The sequence below is a fragment of the Pseudaminobacter soli (ex Li et al. 2025) genome (assembly GCF_029892515.1).
Taxonomy (GTDB): Bacteria; Pseudomonadota; Alphaproteobacteria; order Rhizobiales; family Rhizobiaceae; genus Pseudaminobacter; species Pseudaminobacter soli_A.
The window spans coordinates 95,212-118,396 of the sequence record NZ_JARXVF010000003.1 but is presented as its reverse complement, the minus strand read 5'-3'; the positions used below and the strand labels follow the sequence as shown (position 1 = coordinate 118,396).

The 23,185-nt window shown below is 64.1% G+C and carries 15 protein-coding genes; 7 read left to right on the top strand and 8 right to left on the bottom strand.

Translation table 11 applies throughout. From position 1 onward, the window contains the following. Positions 1 to 2: 2 nt before the first annotated feature. The 6 genes from M2281_RS14955 to M2281_RS14930 form a co-directional block, all read right to left on the bottom strand. Positions 3 to 1,367: an NAD(P)-dependent oxidoreductase gene (locus M2281_RS14955; RefSeq protein ID WP_280821968.1), complete on the bottom strand. Its 1,365-nt coding sequence runs from the start codon at positions 1,365 to 1,367 to the stop codon at positions 3 to 5. Positions 1,368 to 1,590: 223 nt separating this feature from the next. Next, positions 1,591 to 1,902 carry a hypothetical protein gene (locus M2281_RS14950; protein ID WP_280821967.1) on the bottom strand — a complete coding sequence of 104 codons (312 nt, stop codon included), beginning with the start codon at positions 1,900 to 1,902 and terminating at the stop codon, positions 1,591 to 1,593. Between the two features lie 148 nt (positions 1,903 to 2,050). Continuing rightward, positions 2,051 to 4,207 (bottom strand): ABC transporter ATP-binding protein, encoded by a 2,157-nt coding sequence (locus M2281_RS14945; RefSeq protein ID WP_280821966.1) that lies wholly within the window; start codon positions 4,205 to 4,207, stop codon positions 2,051 to 2,053. An 11-nt stretch (positions 4,208 to 4,218) separates the two neighbouring features. Continuing rightward, a complete protein-coding gene (locus M2281_RS14940; RefSeq protein ID WP_280821965.1) occupies positions 4,219 to 5,376 on the bottom strand; it encodes an ABC transporter permease in 1,158 nt (385 codons plus the stop codon). A 9-nt stretch (positions 5,377 to 5,385) separates the two neighbouring features. Continuing rightward, complete coding sequence (locus M2281_RS14935) at positions 5,386 to 6,420, bottom strand: ABC transporter permease (RefSeq protein ID WP_280821964.1); 1,035 nt, start codon at positions 6,418 to 6,420, stop codon at positions 5,386 to 5,388. A 166-nt stretch (positions 6,421 to 6,586) separates the two neighbouring features. After that, complete coding sequence (locus M2281_RS14930) at positions 6,587 to 8,245, bottom strand: ABC transporter substrate-binding protein (protein WP_280821963.1); 1,659 nt, start codon at positions 8,243 to 8,245, stop codon at positions 6,587 to 6,589. Positions 8,246 to 8,743: 498 nt separating this feature from the next. Between M2281_RS14930 and M2281_RS14925 the strand changes: the two genes are divergently transcribed. From M2281_RS14925 to M2281_RS14895, 7 genes are all read left to right on the top strand, one after another. Next, a complete protein-coding gene (locus M2281_RS14925; protein WP_280821962.1) occupies positions 8,744 to 14,227 on the top strand; it encodes an alpha-2-macroglobulin family protein in 5,484 nt (1,827 codons plus the stop codon). Positions 14,228 to 14,229: 2 nt separating this feature from the next. Next, the gene (pbpC, locus tag M2281_RS14920; protein ID WP_280821961.1) at positions 14,230 to 16,311 is read left to right on the top strand and encodes a penicillin-binding protein 1C; all 2,082 of its coding nucleotides are present in this window, start codon (positions 14,230 to 14,232) and stop codon (positions 16,309 to 16,311) included. A gap of 213 nt (positions 16,312 to 16,524) precedes the next feature. Next, positions 16,525 to 17,553, top strand: a complete 1,029-nt coding sequence (locus M2281_RS14915) for a sulfate ABC transporter substrate-binding protein (RefSeq protein WP_280821960.1) — start codon at positions 16,525 to 16,527, stop codon at positions 17,551 to 17,553. A 129-nt stretch (positions 17,554 to 17,682) separates the two neighbouring features. After that, positions 17,683 to 18,534 carry a sulfate ABC transporter permease subunit CysT gene (gene cysT / locus M2281_RS14910; RefSeq protein WP_280821959.1) on the top strand — a complete coding sequence of 284 codons (852 nt, stop codon included), beginning with the start codon at positions 17,683 to 17,685 and terminating at the stop codon, positions 18,532 to 18,534. Next, positions 18,527 to 19,414, top strand: coding sequence for a sulfate ABC transporter permease subunit CysW (cysW, locus tag M2281_RS14905; RefSeq protein WP_280821958.1), 888 nt, complete (start codon positions 18,527 to 18,529; stop codon positions 19,412 to 19,414). Before cysT ends, cysW begins: the two co-directional genes overlap by 8 nt. Before the next feature lie 81 nt (positions 19,415 to 19,495). Then, positions 19,496 to 20,542, top strand: coding sequence for a sulfate/molybdate ABC transporter ATP-binding protein (locus M2281_RS14900; RefSeq protein ID WP_280821957.1), 1,047 nt, complete (start codon positions 19,496 to 19,498; stop codon positions 20,540 to 20,542). Between the two features lie 258 nt (positions 20,543 to 20,800). Next, complete coding sequence (locus M2281_RS14895) at positions 20,801 to 21,250, top strand: RrF2 family transcriptional regulator (protein ID WP_280821956.1); 450 nt, start codon at positions 20,801 to 20,803, stop codon at positions 21,248 to 21,250. Between the two features lie 4 nt (positions 21,251 to 21,254). On the opposite strand, the gene M2281_RS14890 is transcribed toward M2281_RS14895, so the two are convergent. Both M2281_RS14890 and M2281_RS14885 read right to left on the bottom strand, forming a co-directional pair. Beyond that, positions 21,255 to 22,223, bottom strand: a complete 969-nt coding sequence (locus tag M2281_RS14890) for an LLM class flavin-dependent oxidoreductase (RefSeq protein ID WP_280821955.1) — start codon at positions 22,221 to 22,223, stop codon at positions 21,255 to 21,257. Between the two features lie 404 nt (positions 22,224 to 22,627). Next, positions 22,628 to 22,948, bottom strand: a complete 321-nt coding sequence (locus M2281_RS14885; RefSeq protein ID WP_280821954.1) for a hypothetical protein — start codon at positions 22,946 to 22,948, stop codon at positions 22,628 to 22,630. Positions 22,949 to 23,185 lie beyond the last annotated feature (237 nt).

Sequence of the window (23,185 nt, the reverse complement as noted above, 5' to 3'; positions counted from 1 at the left end):
GCTCACGCCCTCCCGTTCGCGGTCAGTGACTTGTGAATGCTTTCGGCGGCATCGCGACCCTGCGCGACGGCCGAAACGGTGAGGTCGTCGCCGCCGAGGATGCAGTCGCCGCCGGCCCAGACCTTGGACAGCGACGTGCGGCCCTGCTCGTCCACGACAATGCGCCCGCCTTCCATGGCAAGGCTCGCGCCGGAGCCGTTCACCGACGACGGCTCAAAGGCCTGGCCGATTGCCTTGAACACCTGGTCGGCAGCCAACCGCACGATCTCACCGGTGCCGGTGAGCTTGTCGCCCTTCAGCGCGGTGTATTCGAGCTCGATGCCCACCACCTTGCCCCCTTCGGAGACGACGCTCTTGGGCTGCATCCAGTGGCGGATGATGACGCCATTGGCGGTCGCCAGATCCTGCTCGAATATGGAGGCGTTCATGTGCTCCTGCCCGCGGCGGTAGCAGATGGTGACCTCTTCGGCGCCGAGCAGCTTGGACTGCACGGCCACGTCGATGGCCGTCATGCCGCCGCCGATGACGACGATGCGCCGGCCGACGGGCAGTGCGCCGAGGTCGCTCGCCTGGCGCAGCGTGGCGATATATTCGACGGCGTTTTCGACGCCAGCCGCATCCTCGCCTTCGGCACGCAGCGCATTGATGCCGCCAAGGCCGAGTCCCAGGAACACGGCGTCATATTTCGCGGTGAGGTCGGCGAGATGGAAATCGCGGCCCATCGCCTTGCCGTTCTCGATGGTGATGCCGCCAATCGCAGTAACGTAGTCGACCTCGGCCTGGGCGAAATCGTCGGTGCTTTTGTAGGCGGCGATGCCGTATTCGTTGAGGCCGCCCGACTTGGGCCTGGCCTCGAGCACGGTCACCTCATGGCCATAGCGCGCCAGGCGGTGCGCGGCGGCAAGGCCAGCGGGGCCTGCGCCGACCACGGCGATCTTGCGGCCGGTCGGCTCGGCGCGGCTGTAAAACTGCTTGCCCTCTTCCATCGCGATGTCGGTGGAGTAGCGCTGCAGGCGGCCGATCTGCACCGGCTTGCCTTCGGCAGTTTCACGCACGCAGACCTCTTCGCACAGCGTCTCTGTGGGGCAGACGCGAGCGCACATGCCGCCCAAAATGTTCTGGTCGAAGATCGTCTTGGCCGAACCGAGTGGATTGCCCGTGGCGATCTGCCGGATGAACATCGGAATGTCGATGGAGGTCGGGCAGGCCTGCATGCAGGGCGCGTCGTAGCAGAAGTAGCAGCGATCCGCCTCGACCAAGGCTTCGTGATGGTCCAGCGGCGGATGCAGGTCGGAAAAATTCTCCGCATACTGTGCGGCGGCAAGCCTTCCGGCGGCTATGCCTTCCTTGAACTGACCTTCGGCCATTTCAGTTCCCCATTATTGTGGATTTGAGGAAGGCTAGCACAGTTTATTTTTTTATCAATTGGTCAATTTTCGCACTAAACGATTGAACTGACACGATAAAAACATGACAATAAATATCATGTTTTACTATGGAACTGCCTGTAGATCCGCCGGAGACGACGCACTATCGGCGCCTGACGACGCGCAGTCCGACGGCGTCAGAAACAGGAGTAAGTTAGCAGGCTTAGTGGCAGCCGGGCGGGTAGCCGGTCACCACGCAGTTCGGCCGCATGGTGGGAATATCCATCTGCTGCGGCGCAACGCGCGGGCGATCGAATTCCCGATAGAACTGCTGCTGCTGCTGATAGTTCTGCCGCATCTGCTCGTTCTGCTGCGTCTGCAACTGGTTCAGCAACTGCTGATTGGTGACGCCAATACCGTTGTTTCTGACCGGCTGTCGCAGCTCGACGGCCTGCGAAGCGCCCGACATAGCCACGACCGCAAGGGCTGCGAGCAAGAGGCTTTTGATGTTGCGGGAGATAGACACTTTGGGCATCCGATACTGCCTGAAGGGCCGTCGCAACGCCCCTCACCTAGATAGTGCGCTTGCCGGCAATTGCCATGCTTGACCGACACGCACGGCAGACCTACGCCCCGAGAACGGCGCGGTCAAGCAAGCCCCAGTACCCGATAGCCACGCACCGTCAGGCGGCAGTGCCTTCGTTGTCTGCCGCCGGCGAAGTGCCCCCTGCCGCATTGCTCCCGGAGTTCTCCTTGTCGAAGCTGATCACCGGCTCCATCTTCGCCAGCACTTCATTCGACAGCCAGCACAGGCTCTTATGGCCATCGCCGAGATCCTTGAGCGGCGGCACCTTGGTCTCGCAGAGATTGTCGGGCACAAGGTGCTTGTAGCGGCAGCGGGTCTGGAATGGGCAGCCCGTGGGCGGGTTCATCGCCGAGGGGATTTCGCCGTCCAAAACGATGCGCTTCTTGACCACGCTCGTATCGGCGATCGGGATCGCCGAAAGCAGCGCCTCGGTATAGGGGTGATAGGGCGGCGAGAAGATCTGGTCGGTCGTGCCCTGCTCCACGATATGGCCGAGATACATCACCACGACGCGGTCGGCGATGTAGCGCACCACCGAAAGGTCGTGGCTGATGAACAGCATCGTGGTCTTGGACTCGCGCTGGATGTCCATCAAAAGCTCGGTGACCGCCGCCTGGACGGACACGTCCAGCGCCGAGACCGGCTCGTCGGCCACCACCACGCGGGCGCGGCCGGCAAAGGCGCGCGCCACGCCGATGCGCTGCTTTTGCCCGCCCGAAAGCTGGCGCGGCATGCGCTCGGCAAAAGCGCGCGGCAGCTTCACCAGGTCGAGCAGATCGAACATCTTCTGCCGGCGCTCGGCTACATTCTTGCCGATCTTGAATTTTTCGAGCGTGCGGATGATCTGCGAGCCCACCGAATGGCTGGGGTTCAGCGTGTCGAACGGGTTCTGGAATACCATCTGGATCGACGACACCGTGTCGACGTCGCGCTCCTCGACCGGGGTGGACTGGATATCGCGATTGGTGAGCGTGATCTTGCCCGAGCTTGCCGTCTCGAGCCCCAGCAGCACCTTGGCCAGCGTGGACTTGCCACAGCCGCTCTCGCCGACGATGGCGACCGTTTCCGACTCGCGCGCCTCGAAGCTGATCGCCTCATTGGCCTTGACGACACGCCCCTCGCCGCCGCCAAACACCTCATTGGCGGAGACATTGTAGTATTTCTTGAGCTCGTCGATCTTTAGCACCGGCGCGCCGGGCTTGACCGGCTCCTTGTCGGTCTTCGCGCCTTCCGGCACCGCCGCCCAGTCGATCTCGTTGATGCGCACGCAGCGGCTGAAATGACCCTCGCGGCCATCCACCGCGACCATGGGGATTTCGGCGGCGTTGCAGACGCCCTCGACGAAGTGGTGGCAACGCGGGCCAAAATTGCAGCCCTTGGGCCGCTCGTGCGGCAGCGGCAACTGGCCGGGAATGGCGATAAGCGGCCGCGAGTTCTTGTCGGCGCCCGGCAGCGGGATCGAACGGAACAGGCCTTGCGTATAGGGATGGCGCATGCGGTCGAACACGTCCTTGACCTTGCCGGTCTCCACCGCCTCCCCCGAATACATCACCGTGATGCGGTCGCAGGTCTCCAGGATCAGGCCCAGATTGTGCGACACGAAGATCATCGACGTGCCGAACTCCTTGCCCAGCCCCTTGATGAGATCGACGATGCCCGCCTCGACGGTTACGTCGAGCGCAGTAGTCGGCTCGTCGAGCAAGAGCAGCGCGGGCTTAGAGAGCAGCGCCATGGCGATCACGATGCGCTGCTGCTGACCGCCGGACAGCTGGTGCGGATAGGACTTCATCACCCGCTCGGGGTCGGGCAGACGCACCGCCTTCAGCATTTCCAGCGAGCGCCGGTATGCCTCGTCCTTCGAGACCTTCTCGTGGATCAGCGGCACTTCCATGAGCTGCTTGCCGACCTTCATCGCCGGGTTGAGGCTCGCCATCGGCTCCTGGTAGATCATGGCGATCTTGTTGCCGCGTATCTTGCGCAACTCCTCATCCGACATCTCGCCCATGTCGCGGCCCTGGAATTTTATCCGGCCGCCGACGATCTTGCCGACATTGGAGAGGTCGCGCATGACGCCGAGCGAGACGGTGGACTTGCCGCAACCGCTCTCGCCGACGATGCCCATGGCCTCGCCGGGCATGACGGTGCAGGAAAAATCCATCACGGCGGGGATTTCGCCACGCCGGGTAAAGAAGGAGATGGAGAGGTTCTCGATCTCCAGGATGGGTTCGACCGGAGGCCTGACTGCTTCGTTCATGGTGCCCTCCATCAATCTTTCAGCGATTGTTCACGCAGGGAATCGGCGAGCAAGTTGAGCCCGAGCACGAAGGACATCAGCGCGATCGTCGGCGGCAGTGCCGGATGGACGAACGAGCGCAGCAGACGGCTGGCGTCCTTGATCGCCGTGCCCCAGTCGGGGCTTTCCGGCGCGAGGCCGAGGCCGAAATAGCCGAGCGTGCCGAGCAGGATGGTGGTGTAGCCGATGCGCAGGCAGGCATCGACGATCAGCGGCCCGCGCGCATTGGGCAGGATCTCCCACAGCATGATGTACCAGGGCGCTTCGCCCCTGGTCTGTGCTGCCGCCACATAGTCACGCGTCTTGATGTCCATCACCAGGCCGCGAACGATACGAAACACGCCGGGGCTGGAGGCGAACACCACCGCCACGAAGATGTTGAGCTGGTTCGGATCGATATGGATGATCCGCAGCGGATCGGCGTCGAAGACGAGCCCGGCATAGACCCAACCGCCGATGACCAGCGTCAGCCCCATGAGCAGATATAGCCGCTCGGGCCGCGTCTTGAACCTCGTCCAGAACAGCACGCAGAAGAAGATGATCGGGAACAGGAAGAACAGCCCCGCCATGGCATAGGGGATGGGCGTGTCCATAATGCCCGGCGTGACCAGGAGATAAAACAGCAGGATCACTGGGAAGGCGAGCACCAGATTGGCCAGGAACGACAGCACTGTGTCGATCTTGCCCCCGTAATAGCCGGCCGGCAGGCCGAGTGTTACGCCCACCATCAGCGCAAAGCCGGTGGCGGCGGGCGCGATGATCAGTACGATCTGGCTGCCATATACCATGCGCGAGAAGATATCGCGGGCGAGCTTGTCGCCGCCGAAGAGATAGACGCCATGCGATGCGGGCTCGATGGCACCCGGCAATGCATCCTTCATCGCCGGGATCTGCCCCAGCGGATCGAAGGGCGCAATTGTCGAGGCGAAGATGGCCGTGAACAGCCAGAACAGGCAAATTGTGACACCCGTTATGCCGACGCCGCTGTCGAAGAGCTGGCCGTAGAGGCCAAGCTTCTTCTTATAAATGAAGCTCGCGCCGAGGACGACGACCAGCGCCGCCCATACCGGCCAGAAACGCGCCAGTACGCCGAGGAAAATCTGGAACCCGCTGATGAATTCTAGCTGCATCCTCGCCTCCTACTGCACCCTGATGCGTGGATTGAGATAAGCGTAGCCTACGTCCGAGATGAGCTGGGTGATCAGTACGATGAACACCGACACCAGCGAGCAGCCGAGCAGCAGGTCGATGTCGTTGTTGCCGGCCGCCTCGACCAGCGTGTAGCCGAACCCCTGGTAGCGGAACATCACCTCGACGATGACCACGCCCGTCAGCAGCCACGGAAACTGAAGCATGATGACGGTGAAAGGCGCGATCAGCGCATTGCGCAGCGCGTGCTTGACCACCACGCCACCGAAGCTGAGCCCCTTGAGCCGTGCCGTACGGATATATTGCTGGGTCATCACCTCGACCATCGAGGCCCGCGTCATGCGCGCGATATAGCCGATGCCGTAGATCGCCAGAGTCATCACCGGCAGCGTGAAATTGTAGAAGCTCACGCCCTGGCTGGCCGAGGCGGCCGAGCCGTTCAGCCAGCCGAGCCAGGAGGCGAATATGACCGTGAAGATGACGCCCGACACATACTCAGGCGTCGCGGTGGTCGCAATCGACGCCGCAGAAAGCGTGCGGTCGGTGCGCGAGCCCTCGCGCATGCCGGCCAGGATGCCGATCACAAGCGATATCGGCACCATGGTGGCCAGCACCCAGAACATCAGGATGCCCGTGGCGCCAAGCGCGGGGAAGAGTTTTGAGGAAACCGTGGCCTTGAACTTGGTCGAGCAGCCGAAGTCGCCCTGCAGGATGCCGGAATAGGTTCTCTCGACCGGATCGTTGCAGAAGGTGAACCGCTGCGAGGCCTTGCCGGTCGCCGGATCAATGATCGGCTCCTTGGGCAGGACGCCCAGCCACTGTCCGTAGCGCGCGAAGAAATTCTGCCGATAGCCATGCTTCACCAGCCAGCTCTCGAGCTGTTCGGCCGAAGTGTGCATCTCGGTCTGGCTGATCGCCAGCTTCTTCAGGTTCGGCTCGAGATTGACGAGAAAAAACACGACCAAGGTCAGGCACAGCATCGTCAATGCCATCGTGCCCAGACGCCTTACAACGAAAGATAACATTTCAGCCCCCTGCCGGTGGGGTTGGGGTCAGATGCGTTCAACCCATGATTCTTTTGCACATGCCGGCACGTCGCGTCCGCCGCATTTCAAGTCGACTTCCGCAGTTCCGGGCATGTGAGGAGCAATGGAGAGGGGCTTATCGCCCCTCCCCTCGACAACCGGTCGATCACGCCTGATCGAGCCAGACCTTACCGAAATCAGCCTCGTAGGTCGGGTGCATGCCGTGGTTTTTAACCTCGGGCTTGATGTTGATGTAGAGCTTGCGCCAGTAGGGCTGGATCATGATGCCCGAGTCTTGCAGGATCTGCTCGATGTCCTTCATCACCACCTTGCGCTTCTCTGCATCGGCGATGCCGAGCGCCTCGTTGACCTTCTTGTCGAACTCCGGATTGGCGTAGCCGGTCTCGTTCCAGGCTTCGCCCGAGCGATAGGCGATCGCGACCACCTGGATGCCCAGCGGGCGCATGTTCCAGTTGGTTTCCGAGAACGGGTACTTGGTCCAGTCATTCCAGAAGGTCGAGCTCGGCAGCACCGTGCGCTTCACCTTAATGCCAGCTTCGCGAAGCTGGGCGGCGATCGCGTCGGTGGTGTTCTTGTGGTAGTCCTCGTCGTTGCTGATCAGCTCGTGCTCGAAGTCGGCCACGCCGGCTTCCTTCAGCATCGTCATGGCCTTGGCCGGATCGCGCTGGACCTTTGGCAGCTCGACATATTCCGGATGGATCGGGCAGACATGGTGGTTTTCGCCCACCGTGCCGGCATTGCCGTAGCCGAGCTGCAGCACCGTCGCATTGTCGACGGCCAGGCACAGCGCCTGACGAACCTTCTGGTTGTCATAGGGCTTGTTGTTGACGTTGAAGCGCGAAACGACGGTGGCCGAGGTGACGACTTCCGAGACCGGGGCGCCGACGCCTTCGAGAATCTTGACGTAATCGGCAGTGGTCTCGTGGTTGGTGTGCACTTCGCCGGACTCGAAGGCCGCGACCGTCGCCGCCGGATCGGTGCCGTAGTCGATGAACTCGACGCCGTCGAGATAGACGTCGCCCTGCCACCACTTGCCGGTCCCGCGGCGCTTGTAGACGACCTTCTGGCCGACGTCGTAGGAGACCAGCTCGAACGGGCCGGTGCCGATCGGGCAGTTCTTGAAGTTGGCGCCCTTCTCGTCAAACGTCTTGTGGACGATCAGGCCCGGGTAGTCGCACATGTTGGGAATGAGCGCGATGTCCGGCTTGCCCAGCTTCAGCTTGATGGTCATGTCGTCGACCTTGGTGACGGCACTCATGTCCAGCTTGCCGGTCTTTTCGTCGACCAGGGTGCCCAGGCGGCCGGGCATCGAATTGCCCTCGGCGCTCTTGTCGGCCCAGCGCTGAAGATTGTAGATCACGTCGTCGGCCGTGAACTTGTCGCCGTTGTTCCATTCGACGCCCGGCCGCACATGCAGCGTGTATTCGGTCGCGTCGTCATTGATGTCCCAGCTCTGCAGCAGGTAGGGCTCGAAGGTGTACTGGCGCGTATACTTCACCAGCGGCTCGAGCGCCTGGCGCTCGGCATTGGAAATTTCCGACCAGTCGGCCGTGCGCGGGTCCTTCGGGTCTTTGATGGACATCGCCACCTTGAGGACGCCGCCTGTCTTGGGCTGCTCTTCGGCGCGCGCCGGCGTCGGCGCGGCAAGCCCGATCATGCCGTATGCCATGGCCGTGGAAGCACCGAAGACGCTGGCCAGCGCCAGGAATTCGCGACGATCGACCTCGTTGCCCGACTTCGCGCTCTCGGCGAGCTTGCGAATGTGATCGGGCACACGATCGCCGTTGCTCTTATAGAATGTCATATCGTTCTCCCATTGTTATTGGCTTTTCGCCGATTAGTGTTCCGTCCGGCCATCGATATCAAAAGGACTGCGAGACAAACGCAAGAGGAAATTTGCAATTTTGGGTGGGGGACGGTTCGCGCGAAAGCGACAATGTTGACGCAAAAGTAGTAGTGCGTCGCGGAATCGGGAGAAATCTTCCGCAGCATCACAAGATATTACGGCCTCCGGCAAAGAGGCAGCGCCAGATCGGCTGCAACGTGAGGCCAGGTAAGGGGTTCAGCGCTGCAACAGCGGGAAAACCGGCCCATACCACTGAAAATTGTGGAAACCGCGCCAGCACCATTGCCAGCTGAACGAGGCCCCCGGCATATCCGCTGCCGGACCGCGCCATTCGGGGCGCGACGTCGAAATGTCATCCACGACAGCTAGAAGGCTGTGCCGATCCGTTGACAAGCACGCCCCCGGCTTGGTCACATGGATGCTCGGAAGATGCAGCAGCGACCGGAGGGGGATCCCATGTCAAATCGCGCCGCGCGTTTTTGTTCGATTTTCGCGTTCCTCCTCCTGCTATTTCTGCCGTTCTCGGGACCGGCACTTGCCGTCGACGCGCGATCGATCGTCACCACAGCTGATAGCGATTATTTCGGCTTCGACCTTCGCTCGGTGCAGAACCTTTCGCTCGACCAGTGCAAGAGCACCTGCCTGGGCGACTCCGCCTGCCGCGCCTTCACCTACAACACCAAGGCCAAGTGGTGCTTCCTGAAGTCCGACGTCAGCCAGATGAAGCCTTTCGTCGGCGCGGTCGCCGGCAAGGTCGTGACGCAGGACGGCGCCCCCGACATCGGCGCCCCGGCTGAACTCAGTATCTTTGCCGGCAATCTGGTCGATGAAGCACGTCGCTTCCGGGCCGACCTCGACAATATCGCGACCGGCGAGGAAGGGCTCGCCGCGCTGACCGAAGCCGGCAACACGGCAATGCAGAACGGCGACCCGCGCACCGCGATGGAAAAGTTCACCACCGCGGTCGCGACATCGCCGGATGACGGCGCGCTCTGGATCGACCTTGCGCGCGCCATCCTCGGCACTTCGCCGGCAAATGACGAGGAAACCGCAAAGCTTCAACGCGACGGCACCTCGGCCGCCTGGAACGGCTACCAGCTTTCGCGCACCGCCGCCGCACGCGCCGACGCGCTTGCCGTGCTCGCGGTCGCGCTCGACAAGCGCGATCTCTACCGCCCTGCCCTGCAGGCCTATGAGGAAAGCCTTGCGCTGGTGAACTCGGCTTCCGTCCGGGCCGAATACGAGGACCTCAAGGCGCGCAAGGGATTCCGCATCGTCGAGCACTCGGTGGACAATGACAGCGCCTCGCCGCGCATCTGCGCGCAGTTTTCCGAGGAGCTGGTCAAGGCAGGCGTCGACTACACCCCCTTTGTGAAATTGGACGACGCCGCCCCCAAGGCCATCGAGGCCAAGGACAAGCAGATCTGCGTCGAGGGGCTGGAGCACGGCCGCCATTATCGCGTCACCTTCCGCGCGGGCCTTCCGGCAGCGATCGGCGAGGCGCTTGCCGCACCCGTCACGCTCTCGATCTATGTGCAGGACCGCACGTCCTCGGTGCGCTTCACCGGCGACAGTTTCGTCCTGCCTGCCACTGCCCGTCGCGGGATTCCACTCGTCACGGTCAACATGACCACAGCCGACGTAAAACTGTTCCGCATCGGCGACCGCTCGCTTGCGCAGCTTCTCTCCGGCTACCAGTTCCTGCGTCAGCTCGACGGCTACGACATCAACAGCATTTCCGACCAGATGGGCGAGCCGATCTGGGAAGGCGAGATCGACATCGCCGGCAACGAGCTCAACAAGGAAGTTACCACCAGCTTCCCCATCGACGAGGCGCTGCCCAACCGCAAGCCCGGCGTCTATGTGCTGACCGCCCAGCCGCAGAACGATCGCAGCGAAGACTATCAGTCCAAGGCCACGCAGTGGTTCGTCGTCTCCGACATCGGCCTTTCCACCTACACCGGCGAAGACGGCCTCAACGTATTCGCCCGCTCCCTGGGCTCCGCCAAGCCGATCGCCGGCGTGGCGCTGACGCTGCTGGCCCGCAACAACGAAGTGCTCGGCACGGCGACGACCGACGCCGAGGGCCGCGCCACCTTCACGCCGGGCCTGACGCGCGGCACCGGCGGCATGGTGCCGGCGGTGCTGATGGCCAGCCAGGGCGACAGCGATTTCGTCTTCCTCGACATGAGCCGCGCCGGCTTCGACCTCTCCGACCGGGGCGTGGCGGGTCGCGCCTCTCCCGGTGCGCTCGACGTCTATGCCTGGACCGAGCGCGGCATCTACCGTGCCGGCGAGGAAGTGCATGCGGCAGCACTTGTCCGCGACGACGCGGCCAAGGCAGTCGAAAACCTGCCGCTCACCTTCGTCTTCTTCCGGCCCGACGGTGTCGAGGATCGGCGCCTCATCTCGGACGGCGCCAGGATGGGCGGGCACGCAGTGGACCTGACGCTGCCCATCAACGCCATGCGTGGTACCTGGAGCGTGGCGATCCACACCGATCCCAAGCAGCCGGCGGTGGCGACGCAGAGGTTTCTGGTCGAGGATTTTGTCCCCGACCGCATCGAATTCGACATGACCAGCGATCGCAACGAGATCACCGTCAGCGAGCACGCCGACGTCACCATCGACGGCCGCTTCCTCTATGGCGCGCCGGCCGCCGGGCTTGCGCTGGAAGGCGAAGTGACGGTTTCGACCCGGCGCGACTGGGATCGCTTCAAGGGCTATTACTTCGGCCTGGCCGACGAGCAGGAAGGCGAAGCCACGCGCATTCCGCTCGATGACCTGCCGCCGGTAGGCGATGACGGCAAGGCCACCTTCCCCGTGGCCATCGACCAGCTGCCCTCGACGACGCGCTTGCTCAATGCGGCCGTCGCCGTGCGCATGCGCGAAGGCAGCGGCCGCGCGGTGGAACGCGCACTCGACATCGGCATCCGCCCGCAAGGCCAGATGCTCGGCATTCGCCCGGATTTCTCCGGCGACGAGGTTCCGCAAGGCTCGACGGCCAAGTTCAGCATCATTGCAGTGAGCCCGCAGGGCGATCGCCAGGCGCTGCAGGGCGCGCAGTGGTCAGTGGTGAAGATCGAGCGGAACTACCAGTGGTATCGCTCCAACAATTCCTGGAACTACGAGCCGGTGACTTTCACCCGCGCGGTCGCCAATGGCACCATCGATCTCGCCTCCGACAAGGAAACCGCGATCTCCGTGCCGGTCGACTGGGGCCGCTACCGGCTCGAGATCGAGACCGCCGACCCGTCTGGCCCCGCGACGAGCTACGAATTCAACGCCGGCTGGTTCGTGTCCGCGATCTCGACCGAGACGCCGGACGGGCTGGAAATCGCCCTCGACAAGGACAGCTATGCCGCCGGCGAAACGGCCAAGCTGCAGGTTTCGCCGCGCTTTGCCGGCGAGCTGCTGGTGACGATTGGCGCCGACCGGCTGCTCAAGACCGTCACGGCAAGCATTCCCGAAGGCGGCGCGACGGTGGACATTCCGGTCGATGGCGACTGGGGCGCCGGCGCCTATGTCACCGCCACGCTATTCCGGCCGGGCGATGCGCAGGAATCGCGCATGCCAGCCCGCGCCATCGGCGTGAAATGGCTGAAGGTCGATCCGGGTCAGAAGAAGCTCGGCGTGACGCTGACCCCGCCCGAAAAGAGCGAGCCGCGCCGCACGCTTTCCATTCCCGTCCAGGTGACCGGCGCGTCCGCTGCCAGCGAGGCTTATGTCATGGTCGCGGCGGTAGATGTCGGCATCCTCAACCTCACCCGCTACCAGACGCCCGATCCGGAGAACTGGTTCTTCGGCCAGCGGCAGCTGGGGCTCGAACTGCGCGACCTCTACGGCCGGCTGATCGACGGCTCGCTCGGCACCACCGGCAAGCTGCGCACCGGCGGCGACGGCGCCAACATGGCGACCGAAGGCAGCCCGCCCACCGAAAAGCTGGTCGCCTTCTTCTCCGGCCCGGTTCAACTCGACGGCGAAGGCAAGGCGACCATCGACTTCGACCTGCCGCAGTTCAACGGCACGGTGCGTGTGATGGCCGTGGCCTGGACGAAGGAGGCCGTCGGCCATGCGGTGACGGACGTGATCGTACGCGATCCAGTGGTGCTGACCGCTGGCCTGCCGCGCTTCCTCGCTCCCGGCGATCAGGCGACCCTACGCCTCGACATCGCCAACACCGACGCGCCCGACGGCGACTACCGGCTGTCGATTGTCACCGGCGACAATCTCGCCGCCAATGCGGGCGCCCTGCCCGACCATGTCACGCTGACCGGCGGCAAGCGGCAGTCGCTGGCTGTCCCGCTCACCGCGCATGCGACGGGCACCGCGCAGATTTCCATTCGCATCGCCAATGACGCGAATGGAGTGGATGTCGAGCAGAACCTGTCGCTGCCCATCCGGCCGGCCGACCTGCCCGTGACGACGCGCACCGTGGTCGACTTGAAACCCAATGGCGGCAGCCTGCGCATTGATCGCGAACTTCTGGCTGCCAGTCTGCTCGACGGCGCCTCCGTCAGCGTGGGCGTATCGCTTGGCTCGGCCTTCGACGTGCCGTCGCTGCTGCTGTCGCTCGATCGCTACCCCTATGGCTGCGCCGAGCAGACCACCAGCCGGGCGCTGCCGCTGCTCTATCTCGGCGAAATGGCGCAAGGCGCGGGCATCAGCGACGATCCGGAGCTGCGCAAGCGCATCCAGGACGCGATCTACCGCGTGCTGAGCTACCAGTCGTCCTCCGGCTCCTTCGGCCTCTGGGGCCCCGGCTCCGGCGACCTCTGGCTAGACGCCTATGTCACCGACTTCCTGACGAGAGCGCGTGAGAAGAACTACGAGGTGGCTAGCGAGGCGCTGTCGCAGGCTCTGGGCAATCTGCAGAACGCCATCTCCTACGATGTCGACCTCAAGGGCCGCGGCAGCGAAATCGCCTATGCGCTCTATGTGCTGGCCCGCAACAAGAAGGCCTCCATCGGTGACCTGCGCTACTATTCGGACACGCAGCTCGAGGCCTTCAGCAGCCCCATGGCCGTGGCACAGCTGGCCGCGAGCCTTGCGCTTTATGGCGACCAGCAGCGCGCCGAAAGCACCTTCCAATCGGCGTTGAGGCTGGCCCAGGCCAGCACCGCGCATGACTATACGCGCTCCGACTACGGCTCGCGCCTGCGCGACGGCGCGGCAATACTGGCGCTTGCGGCCGAAAGCCGCCCGGCGCCAAAGGTTGTGCCGGAGCTGATCAAGTTCGTCTCCACCGAGCGCAAGGCGGCGCACTATCTCAGCACGCAGGACCAGGCCTGGATGCTGTTGGCTGCCCGCGCGCTGAGGGCCAACAACGACACTATTGAGCTCACCGTGAACGGTACGGCGCATAGCGGCGTCTATTCGCAGGAAGTGAGCGGCAAGGAGCTGGAGGCCAATCCGCTGGTCATCGCCAACACCGGCAGCGATGCGCTGGAGGCTGTGGTGACTGCGGTTGCGGCACCGGCTCAGTCGTTGCCCGCCGGCGGCGAAGGATTTAATATCCAGCGCACCTACTACACGCTCGATGGCTCGGAGGCCAACGTGACCAGTGTTCAGCAGAACGAGCGTTTCGTGGTGGTGCTGAAGATCGATGAGCTCAACAGCTGGCCCTCGCGCGTGCTGGTGACCGATCTGCTGCCGGCCGGCTTCGAGATCGACAATCCGGGGCTGGTGTCCAGCGCCGAACTCTCGAACTTCGATTGGCTGGAGCGCACGGAACCGGCGCATCTCGAATTCCGAGATGACCGCTTCGTTGCCGCCTTCGACCGGCAGGCCGGTGATACAAGCTCGATCACGCTGGCCTATGTCGTGCGTGCGGTGACGCCGGGCCTCTACGCGCACCCGGCCGCAAGCGTCGAGGACATGTACCGGCCGCAATACTCGGCCCGGACCTCGACCGGCATGATGGAGGTGGCGGCGCAGTAGCCATGAGCGCGCTTCGCAAGCTGGCACTCTTCGGCGCGGCCGCAATCGGCCTCGCCGCGGCGGCGGTCGGCGCTCTCTACGCCCTCGACCGCGCCTATCCACCGCCGCTGCCCGCACGGCTTGCAGTCTCGACGGAAGTGTTGGACCGCGACGGCGCGCTTCTGCGCGCCTATGCGACGCCCGACGGCTACTGGCGCCTCGACACCCGCCTCGACCAGGTCGATCCGCAATTCGTGAAAATGCTGATCGCCTATGAGGACAAACGCTTCTTCGACCATGACGGCGTCGACCCGCTGGCGCTCCTGCGCGCTGCAAGGCAGTTCGCCGGCAATGGCCGCATCGTCTCCGGCGGCTCCACGCTCTCCATGCAGCTGGCCCGCCTGATCGAGCCACGCGAAAGCCGCAGCTTCGACTCCAAGCTGTTGCAGGTGCTGCGTGCGCTGCAGATCGAGCGGCGGCTGTCCAAGAGCGAAATCCTCGAACGCTACCTCACGCTCGCGCCCTATGGCGGCAACCTCGAAGGCGTGCGCGCCGCGAGCCTTGCCTATTTCGGCAAGGAGCCGCGCAGGCTCACCGTGCCGGAAGCCGCGCTGCTGGTCGCCCTGCCGCAATTGCCCGAGCGGCGTCGTCCCGATCGCAATCGCGACACCGCCCAGGCCGCGCGCGACCGCGTGCTGGAGCGAATGGTGACGGCGGGCGTGCTGAACGAGCGCGAGGCCGCCCACGCCGCGACGGAACCCGTTGCCAAAGCGCGCCTTGCCCTGCCTGCGCTCGCCGCGCATGTCGCCGACGTCGGGCTGCGCAAGGCGCCTTCCGAGATCCGACACAAGCTGACCCTCAAGAAGAGCGTGCAGCAAGGGCTCGAAACCGTCGCGGCGGACGCAGCCGCCAAGCTCGGCCCACGCATCTCGGTCGCCATGGTGCTGGCCGATTCGCTGAATGGCGAAATCCTCGGCGAGGTCGGCTCGGCCGACTATTTCGACGGCGGCCGCTCCGGCTGGATCGACATGACGCGCGCCGTGCGCTCGCCCGGCTCGACGCTAAAACCGTTCATCTACGGGCTCGCGATGGAACAGGGCCTCGTCGCGCAGGAAACCCTGATCGAGGACCGCCCGGCCGATTTTGGCGGCTATCGCCCGCGCAATTTCGACATGACCTACCAGGGCGATGTCAGCGTGAGGCAGGCGCTTCAGCTGTCGCTCAATGTGCCGGCCATTCGCCTGCTCGACGCGGTTGGCCCAGCGCGGCTGACGGCACGCTTTCGCCAGGCGGGCGTGGCTCCGGTACTGCCCAAGGGCGAAGCACCGGGGCTGGCCATCGGGCTCGGCGGCGTAGGTGTGTCGCTGCGCGACCTCGTCCAGCTCTACACCGGGCTCGCCAATGGCGGAAAGGCGCGCACCCTACTCGACGGCACCGAAACCGCGCCGATCCAGAACAGCGGCGGCACCGTGCTGGACGAGCGGGCAACCTGGCAGATCGCCGACATATTGTCAGGCGTAAAGCCGCCCGAGGGCGCGGCCCGGCGCGGCATCGCCTACAAGACCGGCACCTCCTACGGCTATCGCGACGCCTGGTCGGTCGGCTTCGACGGCCGCTATGTGCTGGGAGTCTGGGTGGGCCGTGCCGATGCCGGCTCGGTGCCGGGCATTTCCGGCTACACGACGGCCGCGCCGATCCTGTTCGAAGGCTTTGCCAAATCGGGCCTTGCCGCAGTGCCACTGCCGCGCGCGCCGGCCGGCGCCTTCCACACCACCCGCGCCGACCTGCCAGTGACGCAGGAGCGCTTTTCGCCCGCACCCGACGGGCTGGTGGCAATCACCGCGACCGAGCCGCCGCCGCAGATCGTCTTCCCGCCCGACGGCGCCCATGTCGACCTTGCCGCTGCCTCGAATGCCGCGACCCCGCTGGTGCTGAAGCTGCAGGGCGGCCGCGCGCCCTTCCGCTGGCTCGCCAACGGCAAGCCGCTGGAAGAGCCCACCCGCCGCCGCACCGCCACCTGGCAACCCGACGGTACCGGCTATTCCACGCTGACTGTCATCGACGCCGCCGGCCGCGCCGCGAGCGTGAAAGTGTTTGTGGAGTAAGCTCCGCTCGATTTGTTTTCGCCCAATCCTCGTCGCCGCTGGACAAAACCAGGAACCAGGCGACGCCAGGTGGGTTCACCACGCCAGGAAAATAATTCTGCCCCGAACAAGGCCGAAGTGACGAAAATTGCCCCGGCGCTGAAAATTTGGCACGAACCGGCGCATCAAAATTCTACCTAGTCGATAGAGTATGCTCGTTCAACGGAGGCAGACATGACTCAATTCCGACCGCGTTTCCTTCTTGCCGGCCTCCTCGCCGGTGCCGTGCAGTTCGGGATCCTCGGCTTTGCCTTTGCCGACACGACGATCCTGAACGTCTCCTACGACCCGACCCGTGAACTCTACAAGGACTACAACGCGGCTTTCGCCAAGCACTGGAAGGCAGAGACCGGCGAGACCGTCACCATCCAGACCTCGCATGGCGGCTCCGGCAAGCAGGCCCGCGCGGTGATCGACGGCCTCAATGCCGACGTGGTGACGCTGGCGCTGGAAAGCGACATCGACGCCATCGCCGACCGGACCAAGAAGATCGCCCCCGACTGGCGCGGCAAGCTGCCCAACAATTCCTCGCCCTACACCTCGACCATCATTTTTCTGGTCCGCAAGGGCAATCCCAAGGAGATCAAGGACTGGGGCGACCTGGTGAAGGGCGACACCCAGGTCATCACCCCCAACCCCAAGACCTCCGGCGGCGCGCGCTGGAACTATCTGGCCGCCTGGGCCTGGGCGCATAGCCAGTTCGGCGGCGACGAGGCCAAGATCAAGGACTACATCGCCAACCTCTACAAGCATGTGCCGGTGCTGGACACCGGCGCACGCGGCGCGACCGTGACATTCGCCGAGCGCGGCCTGGGCGACGTTCTGCTGGCCTGGGAAAATGAGGCCTATCTGGCGCTCGACGAATTCGGCGCCGATCAGTTCGACATCGTCATCCCGCCCTCCTCCATCCTCGCCGAGCCGCCCGTCGCGGTCGTCGACGGCAATGTCGATGCCAAGGGCACCCGCAAGGTGGCCGAAGCCTATCTCGAATATCTCTATTCGGAAGAAGGCCAGCGCATCGCCGCCAAGCACCACTACCGTCCCTCCAAGCCGGAGCTCGTTCCGGCCGAGGACCTACAGAAGCTGCCCGAGCTCAAGCTCGTCAGCATCGACGATCCGATCTTCGGCGGCTGGAAGAAAGTGCAGCCCGAACATTTCGGCGACGGGGGCATCTTCGACCAGCTCTACAAGCCGGGCCAGTAACAGCTCCGAAAGCACCTCCCCTGCCGGGGCGCCTGACGTGGCTTCCACAAAGCTGCGTCATCCGCCCCGGCAGGGCATGTTATGATAGTGCCACGGCAAAGTGGCCGACGCGGAAAAGAACGGGAACATATGACCACAGCGCCCGCCGAAGCAGGGTGGAGATTCAGGCAGCCGAGCGTCATTCCGGGATTCGGAGTGACCCTCGGCTTTTCGCTCACCTATCTCACGCTCATCATCCTCATCCCCCTGTCTGGACTGGTGTGGCACACAGCATCGCTCGGCTGGGCCGATTTCTGGGCGATCGCCACCGATCGGCGCACGATCAGCGCGCTCAAGGTCAGCTTCGGCACCGCTTTGATTGGCGCAGCGGTCAACGTCGTGTTCGGCACGCTGGTGGCCTGGGTGCTGGTACGCTACCGCTTTCCCGGCCGGCGCATTCTTGACGCGATGGTGGACCTGCCGTTCGCCCTGCCGACGGCGGTGGCGGGCATCGCCCTCACCACGCTCTACGCGCCCAAGGGCTGGATCGGCAGCCTACTTGCCCCGCTCGGCATCAAGGTGGCTTATACGCCGCTCGGCATCGTGATCGCGCTGATCTTCGTCGGCCTGCCCTTCGTGGTCCGCACGGTTCAGCCGATCATCGAGGAGATCGACAGGGAGGTCGAGGAAGCCGCCGCAACGCTTGGCGCCAACCGCTTCCAGACCATTTCGCGCGTGCTGCTGCCAGGCTTGACCCCGGCCATCGTCACCGGCTTCGCGCTCGCCTTCGCGCGCGGCGTGGGCGAATACGGCTCGGTGATCTTCATCGCCGGCAACCTGCCCTATGTGTCGGAAATCGCACCGCTTCTGATCGTCATCCGGCTGGAGGAGTTCCACTACGCCGCCGCGACCGGCATCGCCACGATCATGCTCGCCCTCTCCTTCTCGATGCTGCTGGTCATCAACCTGATCCAGTCCTGGAGCCGCAAGCGCTATGGTTGACCTGTCCTATACCGCCGCTGCCGACACCAGCCCGTCGCGTACCGTCTCAGCCACCACGGAGGGCCGCGCCACGCGCTGGGCGCTGCTTGCGCTGGCGCTCGTCTTCCTCGCCGTGTTCTTGCTCGTGCCGCTGGTCCTGGTCTTCAGCGAGGCGCTCAAGCGTGGCTGGGGCCCCTATTTCGAGACGATTGCCGATCCCGATACGCTCTCCGCGATCCGCCTGACCTTGCTGGTGGCGGCGATCGCCGTGCCGCTCAACCTCGTCTTCGGCGTGGCGGCCGCATGGGCGATCGCCAAGTTCGAGTTCAAGGGCAAGGCGTTCCTGACCACGCTCATCGACCTGCCCTTCTCGGTTTCGCCCGTCATTTCGGGCCTGGTCTATGTGCTGCTCTTCGGCGCCAACAGCGTGCTCGGGCCCTGGCTCAAGAGCTACGGCATCGAAATCCTGTTCGCGGTGCCCGGCATCGTGCTCGCCACCATCTTCGTCACCTTCCCCTTCGTCGCGCGCGAGCTGATCCCGCTGATGCAGGAACAGGGCACAGGCGACGAGGAGGCGGCGCTGTCGCTCGGCGCCAATGGCTGGCAGACTTTTTGGTATGTCACGCTGCCCAACATCAAATGGGGCCTGCTCTACGGCGTGCTTCTTTGTAATGCGCGCGCCATGGGTGAGTTCGGCGCCGTGTCGGTCGTGTCAGGCCACATTCGCGGCCTGACCAACACCATGCCTCTGCATGTCGAGATCCTCTACAACGAATACAACTCCGTCGGCGCATTCGCCGTCGCCTCGCTGCTGGCGGGGCTGGCGCTGGTGACTCTGGCGCTGAAAACCATTCTGGAAATCCGCTACGGCCACGCCATCGCCGCCAGCCGCGGGCATTAGAGCGCCGTGCGTCCATGTGGACGCACAAAGGACGCTCTAAGTCGCGGAATCTGCGAACGCATTTGGGACAAGGGTAATTTCATGGAAGTTCGCGTTGCCAATGTACGCAAGGAGTTCGACCGCTTCCCGGCGCTGCATGACGTTTCGCTCGACATCAAGTCGGGCGAGCTGATTGCGCTCCTGGGGCCGTCCGGCTCGGGCAAGACGACCCTGCTTCGCCTGATCGCCGGGCTGGAGAAGCCTACGCGCGGAAAGATCTATTTCGGCGACGAGGACGCTTCGCAGCGCACAATCCAGGAGCGCAATGTCGGCTTCGTGTTCCAGCACTATGCGCTGTTCCGGCACATGACGGTGGCCGACAATATCGGCTTCGGCCTGAAGGTTCGCCCCGGCGCGACGCGCCCGCCAAAGGCCGAGATCCGCCGCCGCGCCTCCGAACTGCTCGATCTCGTGCAGCTTTCGGGACTGGAAAAGCGCTATCCGGCCCAGCTTTCCGGCGGTCAGCGGCAGCGCGTGGCGCTGGCCCGCGCCATGGCGATCGAGCCGAGGGTGCTGCTGCTTGACGAGCCCTTCGGCGCGCTCGACGCGCAGGTGCGGCGCGAGCTGCGGCGCTGGCTGCGCGAAATCCATGACGCCACCGGCCACACCACCATCTTCGTGACCCACGACCAGGAAGAAGCACTGGAGCTGGCCGACCGCGTCGTCGTCATGAGCCAGGGTCGCATTGAGCAGGTCGGCACTGCCGACGAGGTTTACGACACGCCGAATTCCCCCTTCGTCTACGGCTTCATTGGCGATTCCAGCGCGCTGCCGGTCAAGATCGAGGACGGGCAGATCTGGATCGCGGACCGGCCGATCGGCCTTGCGACGCCGGATGCGCCCGACGGCAAGGCGACGCTCTATTTCCGCCCGCACGACATCGAATTGCTCGATAGCTGCAGCGGCTGCATTGCCGGCACGGTGGCGACCAGCCGCCGCGTGGCCGGCACGCGGCGCGTGGAGCTTGAGATCGGCGGCGGACGCCAGGTGGTGGAGATCGAGCTGCCGATCGAGCACCCGGCGGCGCAGAAGAGCCGAATCGCCTTCCGTCCGCGCCGGTGGAAGGTGTTTCCGGCGCAGGACTCCTGACCGCCGTCGACCAATAAGGGCCGTTTCGCGACTGCCCTTTCGGCGCGCTGCGGGTCTGTTTCCACAGCCCGGGCCCATCCCCGCGCCAATCCGGGCGTGGAGCGCCGGAAAGTCACTGAACTTCAACGAGATTGCGCTTGTTTATGCTGGCACAGACTTTTAAGTCAGTTGTGCGCGCTTTGCGGGGGCGTTTTGTCATCATTTGCACACAAACGCTCGCCACAGGCATAGGCAGAATTTCTGTGAGTTTTTGCGGGCATGCTTACTAAAAAAGGTAAATACGGCCTCAAAGCCCTGATTCATCTTTCAGGGCTGCCGGCCGGCCAACTTGCCTTCGTCAACGATATTGCCGTTGCCAACAACATCCCGAAGAAATTCCTGGACGCCATCCTGGGCGAACTGCGCAATGCCGGCTTCGTGCAGAGCCGCAAGGGCAAGGACGGCGGATACCGCCTCGCTCGCCCGGCCTCGGAGATCAAGATCGGCCATGTGGTGCGCGTGCTCGACGGCCCGCTGGCGCCCATCCCCTGCGCCAGCCGCACCCAGTATCAGCGCTGCGAGGATTGCGACGAGGCGACCTGCGAAGTGCGCCACATGATGCTGGACGTTCGCCAGGCAATTGCCGAAGTGCTCGACAACCGCAGCCTTGCCTCGATGCGCGACGCCGACAATGACGATGTCGTGCGCACCATCAAATACGGCATGTGATCAGCTAGATCCTTCCGCGCAGCGGAAAGGTCAGCGCCTCCCATAAGTCGCGCTGCGGAATATCAGCCGCATGTGCTTCGTGCCGGGCCAGGGAACGCCTGACCACCGCTGCCACGTCGCGTCCGAATGCCACCAGCTCCTGCGGCTCGTCGAGGCCGTGCACCACGAAATCGCTGATGCCCAACTCGCAATAATCAAGCAGCCCCAGCGCCACCTGTTCCGGCGTACCGACAAGGCGGGTCGCATTGTTGTCATGCGCGATCTGGTTGGCCCTCGCCCAGGCCGCCGCGCGGCTATCGGCGATCACCGGGCGGATCGGCACGGAAAAGCGGATCTTGTCGGCTCGGCCATGGCTGGAAGCAGCTGCACGCACCCGTGCTATGGTCTGGCGCGTTTCGGCGGCAGTGGCCGCGGGCAGTTCGAACAGGTCGGCATGCTTGGCCGCAACCTTGACCGCAGTTCCTGACAGCCCGCCGAGCACCAGCGGCACCTGCGCGCGGCCGAAGGGCCGTGCCGCGGAAAGCGCCGACTTCAGGCTGTAGTGCGGTCCCTCATGGTCGAATGGCTGGTCGTTGACCCAAAGCCGCTTGAGAAGAACCAGATATTCGTCGGTCCGGGCAAGAGCCGCCTCATGGTCGAGACCGTCCTCGCCGGGCACCATGCGAACCATGAGTCGGCCGCCGCTTAGCTGGTCGAGCGTTGCGAGCTGTTCGGCCGCCACCTGCGGCGCCAGTATGCCGGCGGCATGCGACATCGCCACGCCAAGCTGCAGCGTGTTGTGCAGCAGGAACGAGGCGAGTTGGCTGTTGTCGGCCCTGCCCTTCGGGTCGGCGATCAGCACGCGGTCGAACCCTGCGCTTTCCGCCGCCAAGGCCAGCCGGCGCGCGTGGGCCTGCACGTCGGCGTTCGTTCTTCCGCCGGCATCAGCAGCCGGCGTCCATCGTTCGATACGGCTCGTGAATTCGATATGCATGGCACTCTCCTCCATAGTCCTATCGACCGCGCCTGCGACGCGGGGACCAATTCCCTGATTTCGTTGCTTGCTAGCTCCCTCTTCCGGGGCCGTACCGGCCTATCTGAACAGGCCGAACACCAAAGCTATGGTGAACCCGACGGCGAGAAGGAAGATGATGGTTTCCAGCCCAATGCGGAGCCTGGCCTGGCGGTTTGCCAGCGGCCCACGGATGGAATGCCATCTTGCTGTTGGCTGGTGGCTGCGCGACATCGTCGTGGTCTCCCTAATCACACCCAGTCTATGATTTTTATAGACATTGTCGATTGCGAAAATCACGCCACAATTAAGATTAATTTTTCGTCAACAGCTTTCTCGCGAAACCACGTTCTCCAAAACACGGATTTTGGAGAACGTCGCGAATCCTAGCCTCTCAGCCGCTCCACGCAGAGTGCTCTAAGCAGCAGCGCCGCATGTGCATAGGTCACCTGGTCCTCCGACAGCTCCTGCGCGGCGGGGCCGACGATTTCCCGCACTGCGTCCAGCGTGCGGACGGGCAGGATGTCGGTGCAAGTGCGCATGCGGCCGAACACGGCGCTGACGGCTACCTGCTTGCCGTCGAATTCGACGGAAGGTTCGGGCGCACCCGGCGCCCATTCCTCGAAGGCTTCCAGCGCGTCGTGGAACGCCTGGTGCAGAATGATCGGCGCATGGCCTTCATGAAGCGGGGGCAACAAGGCAGTCATGTCTGTCTCCTCTCACTTTGACGGTCGTTGCTGTCGGTCGTTGCGGATACACGGGCTCCTCTGCCGATGACCAAAAAATATTTGGCCATTACGACTAAAACCCAAAATAGGCGAAAACGACAGGAAAAACTGTTCGAAATTGCGCAGGCGACAGGAACGGTCCCACCGCGAAGCAATCGAATCACAAAATTTCCGGGCCTGCCGCGCGGCTTCTGCGGCCGCCCCCGGAAGAGGCTC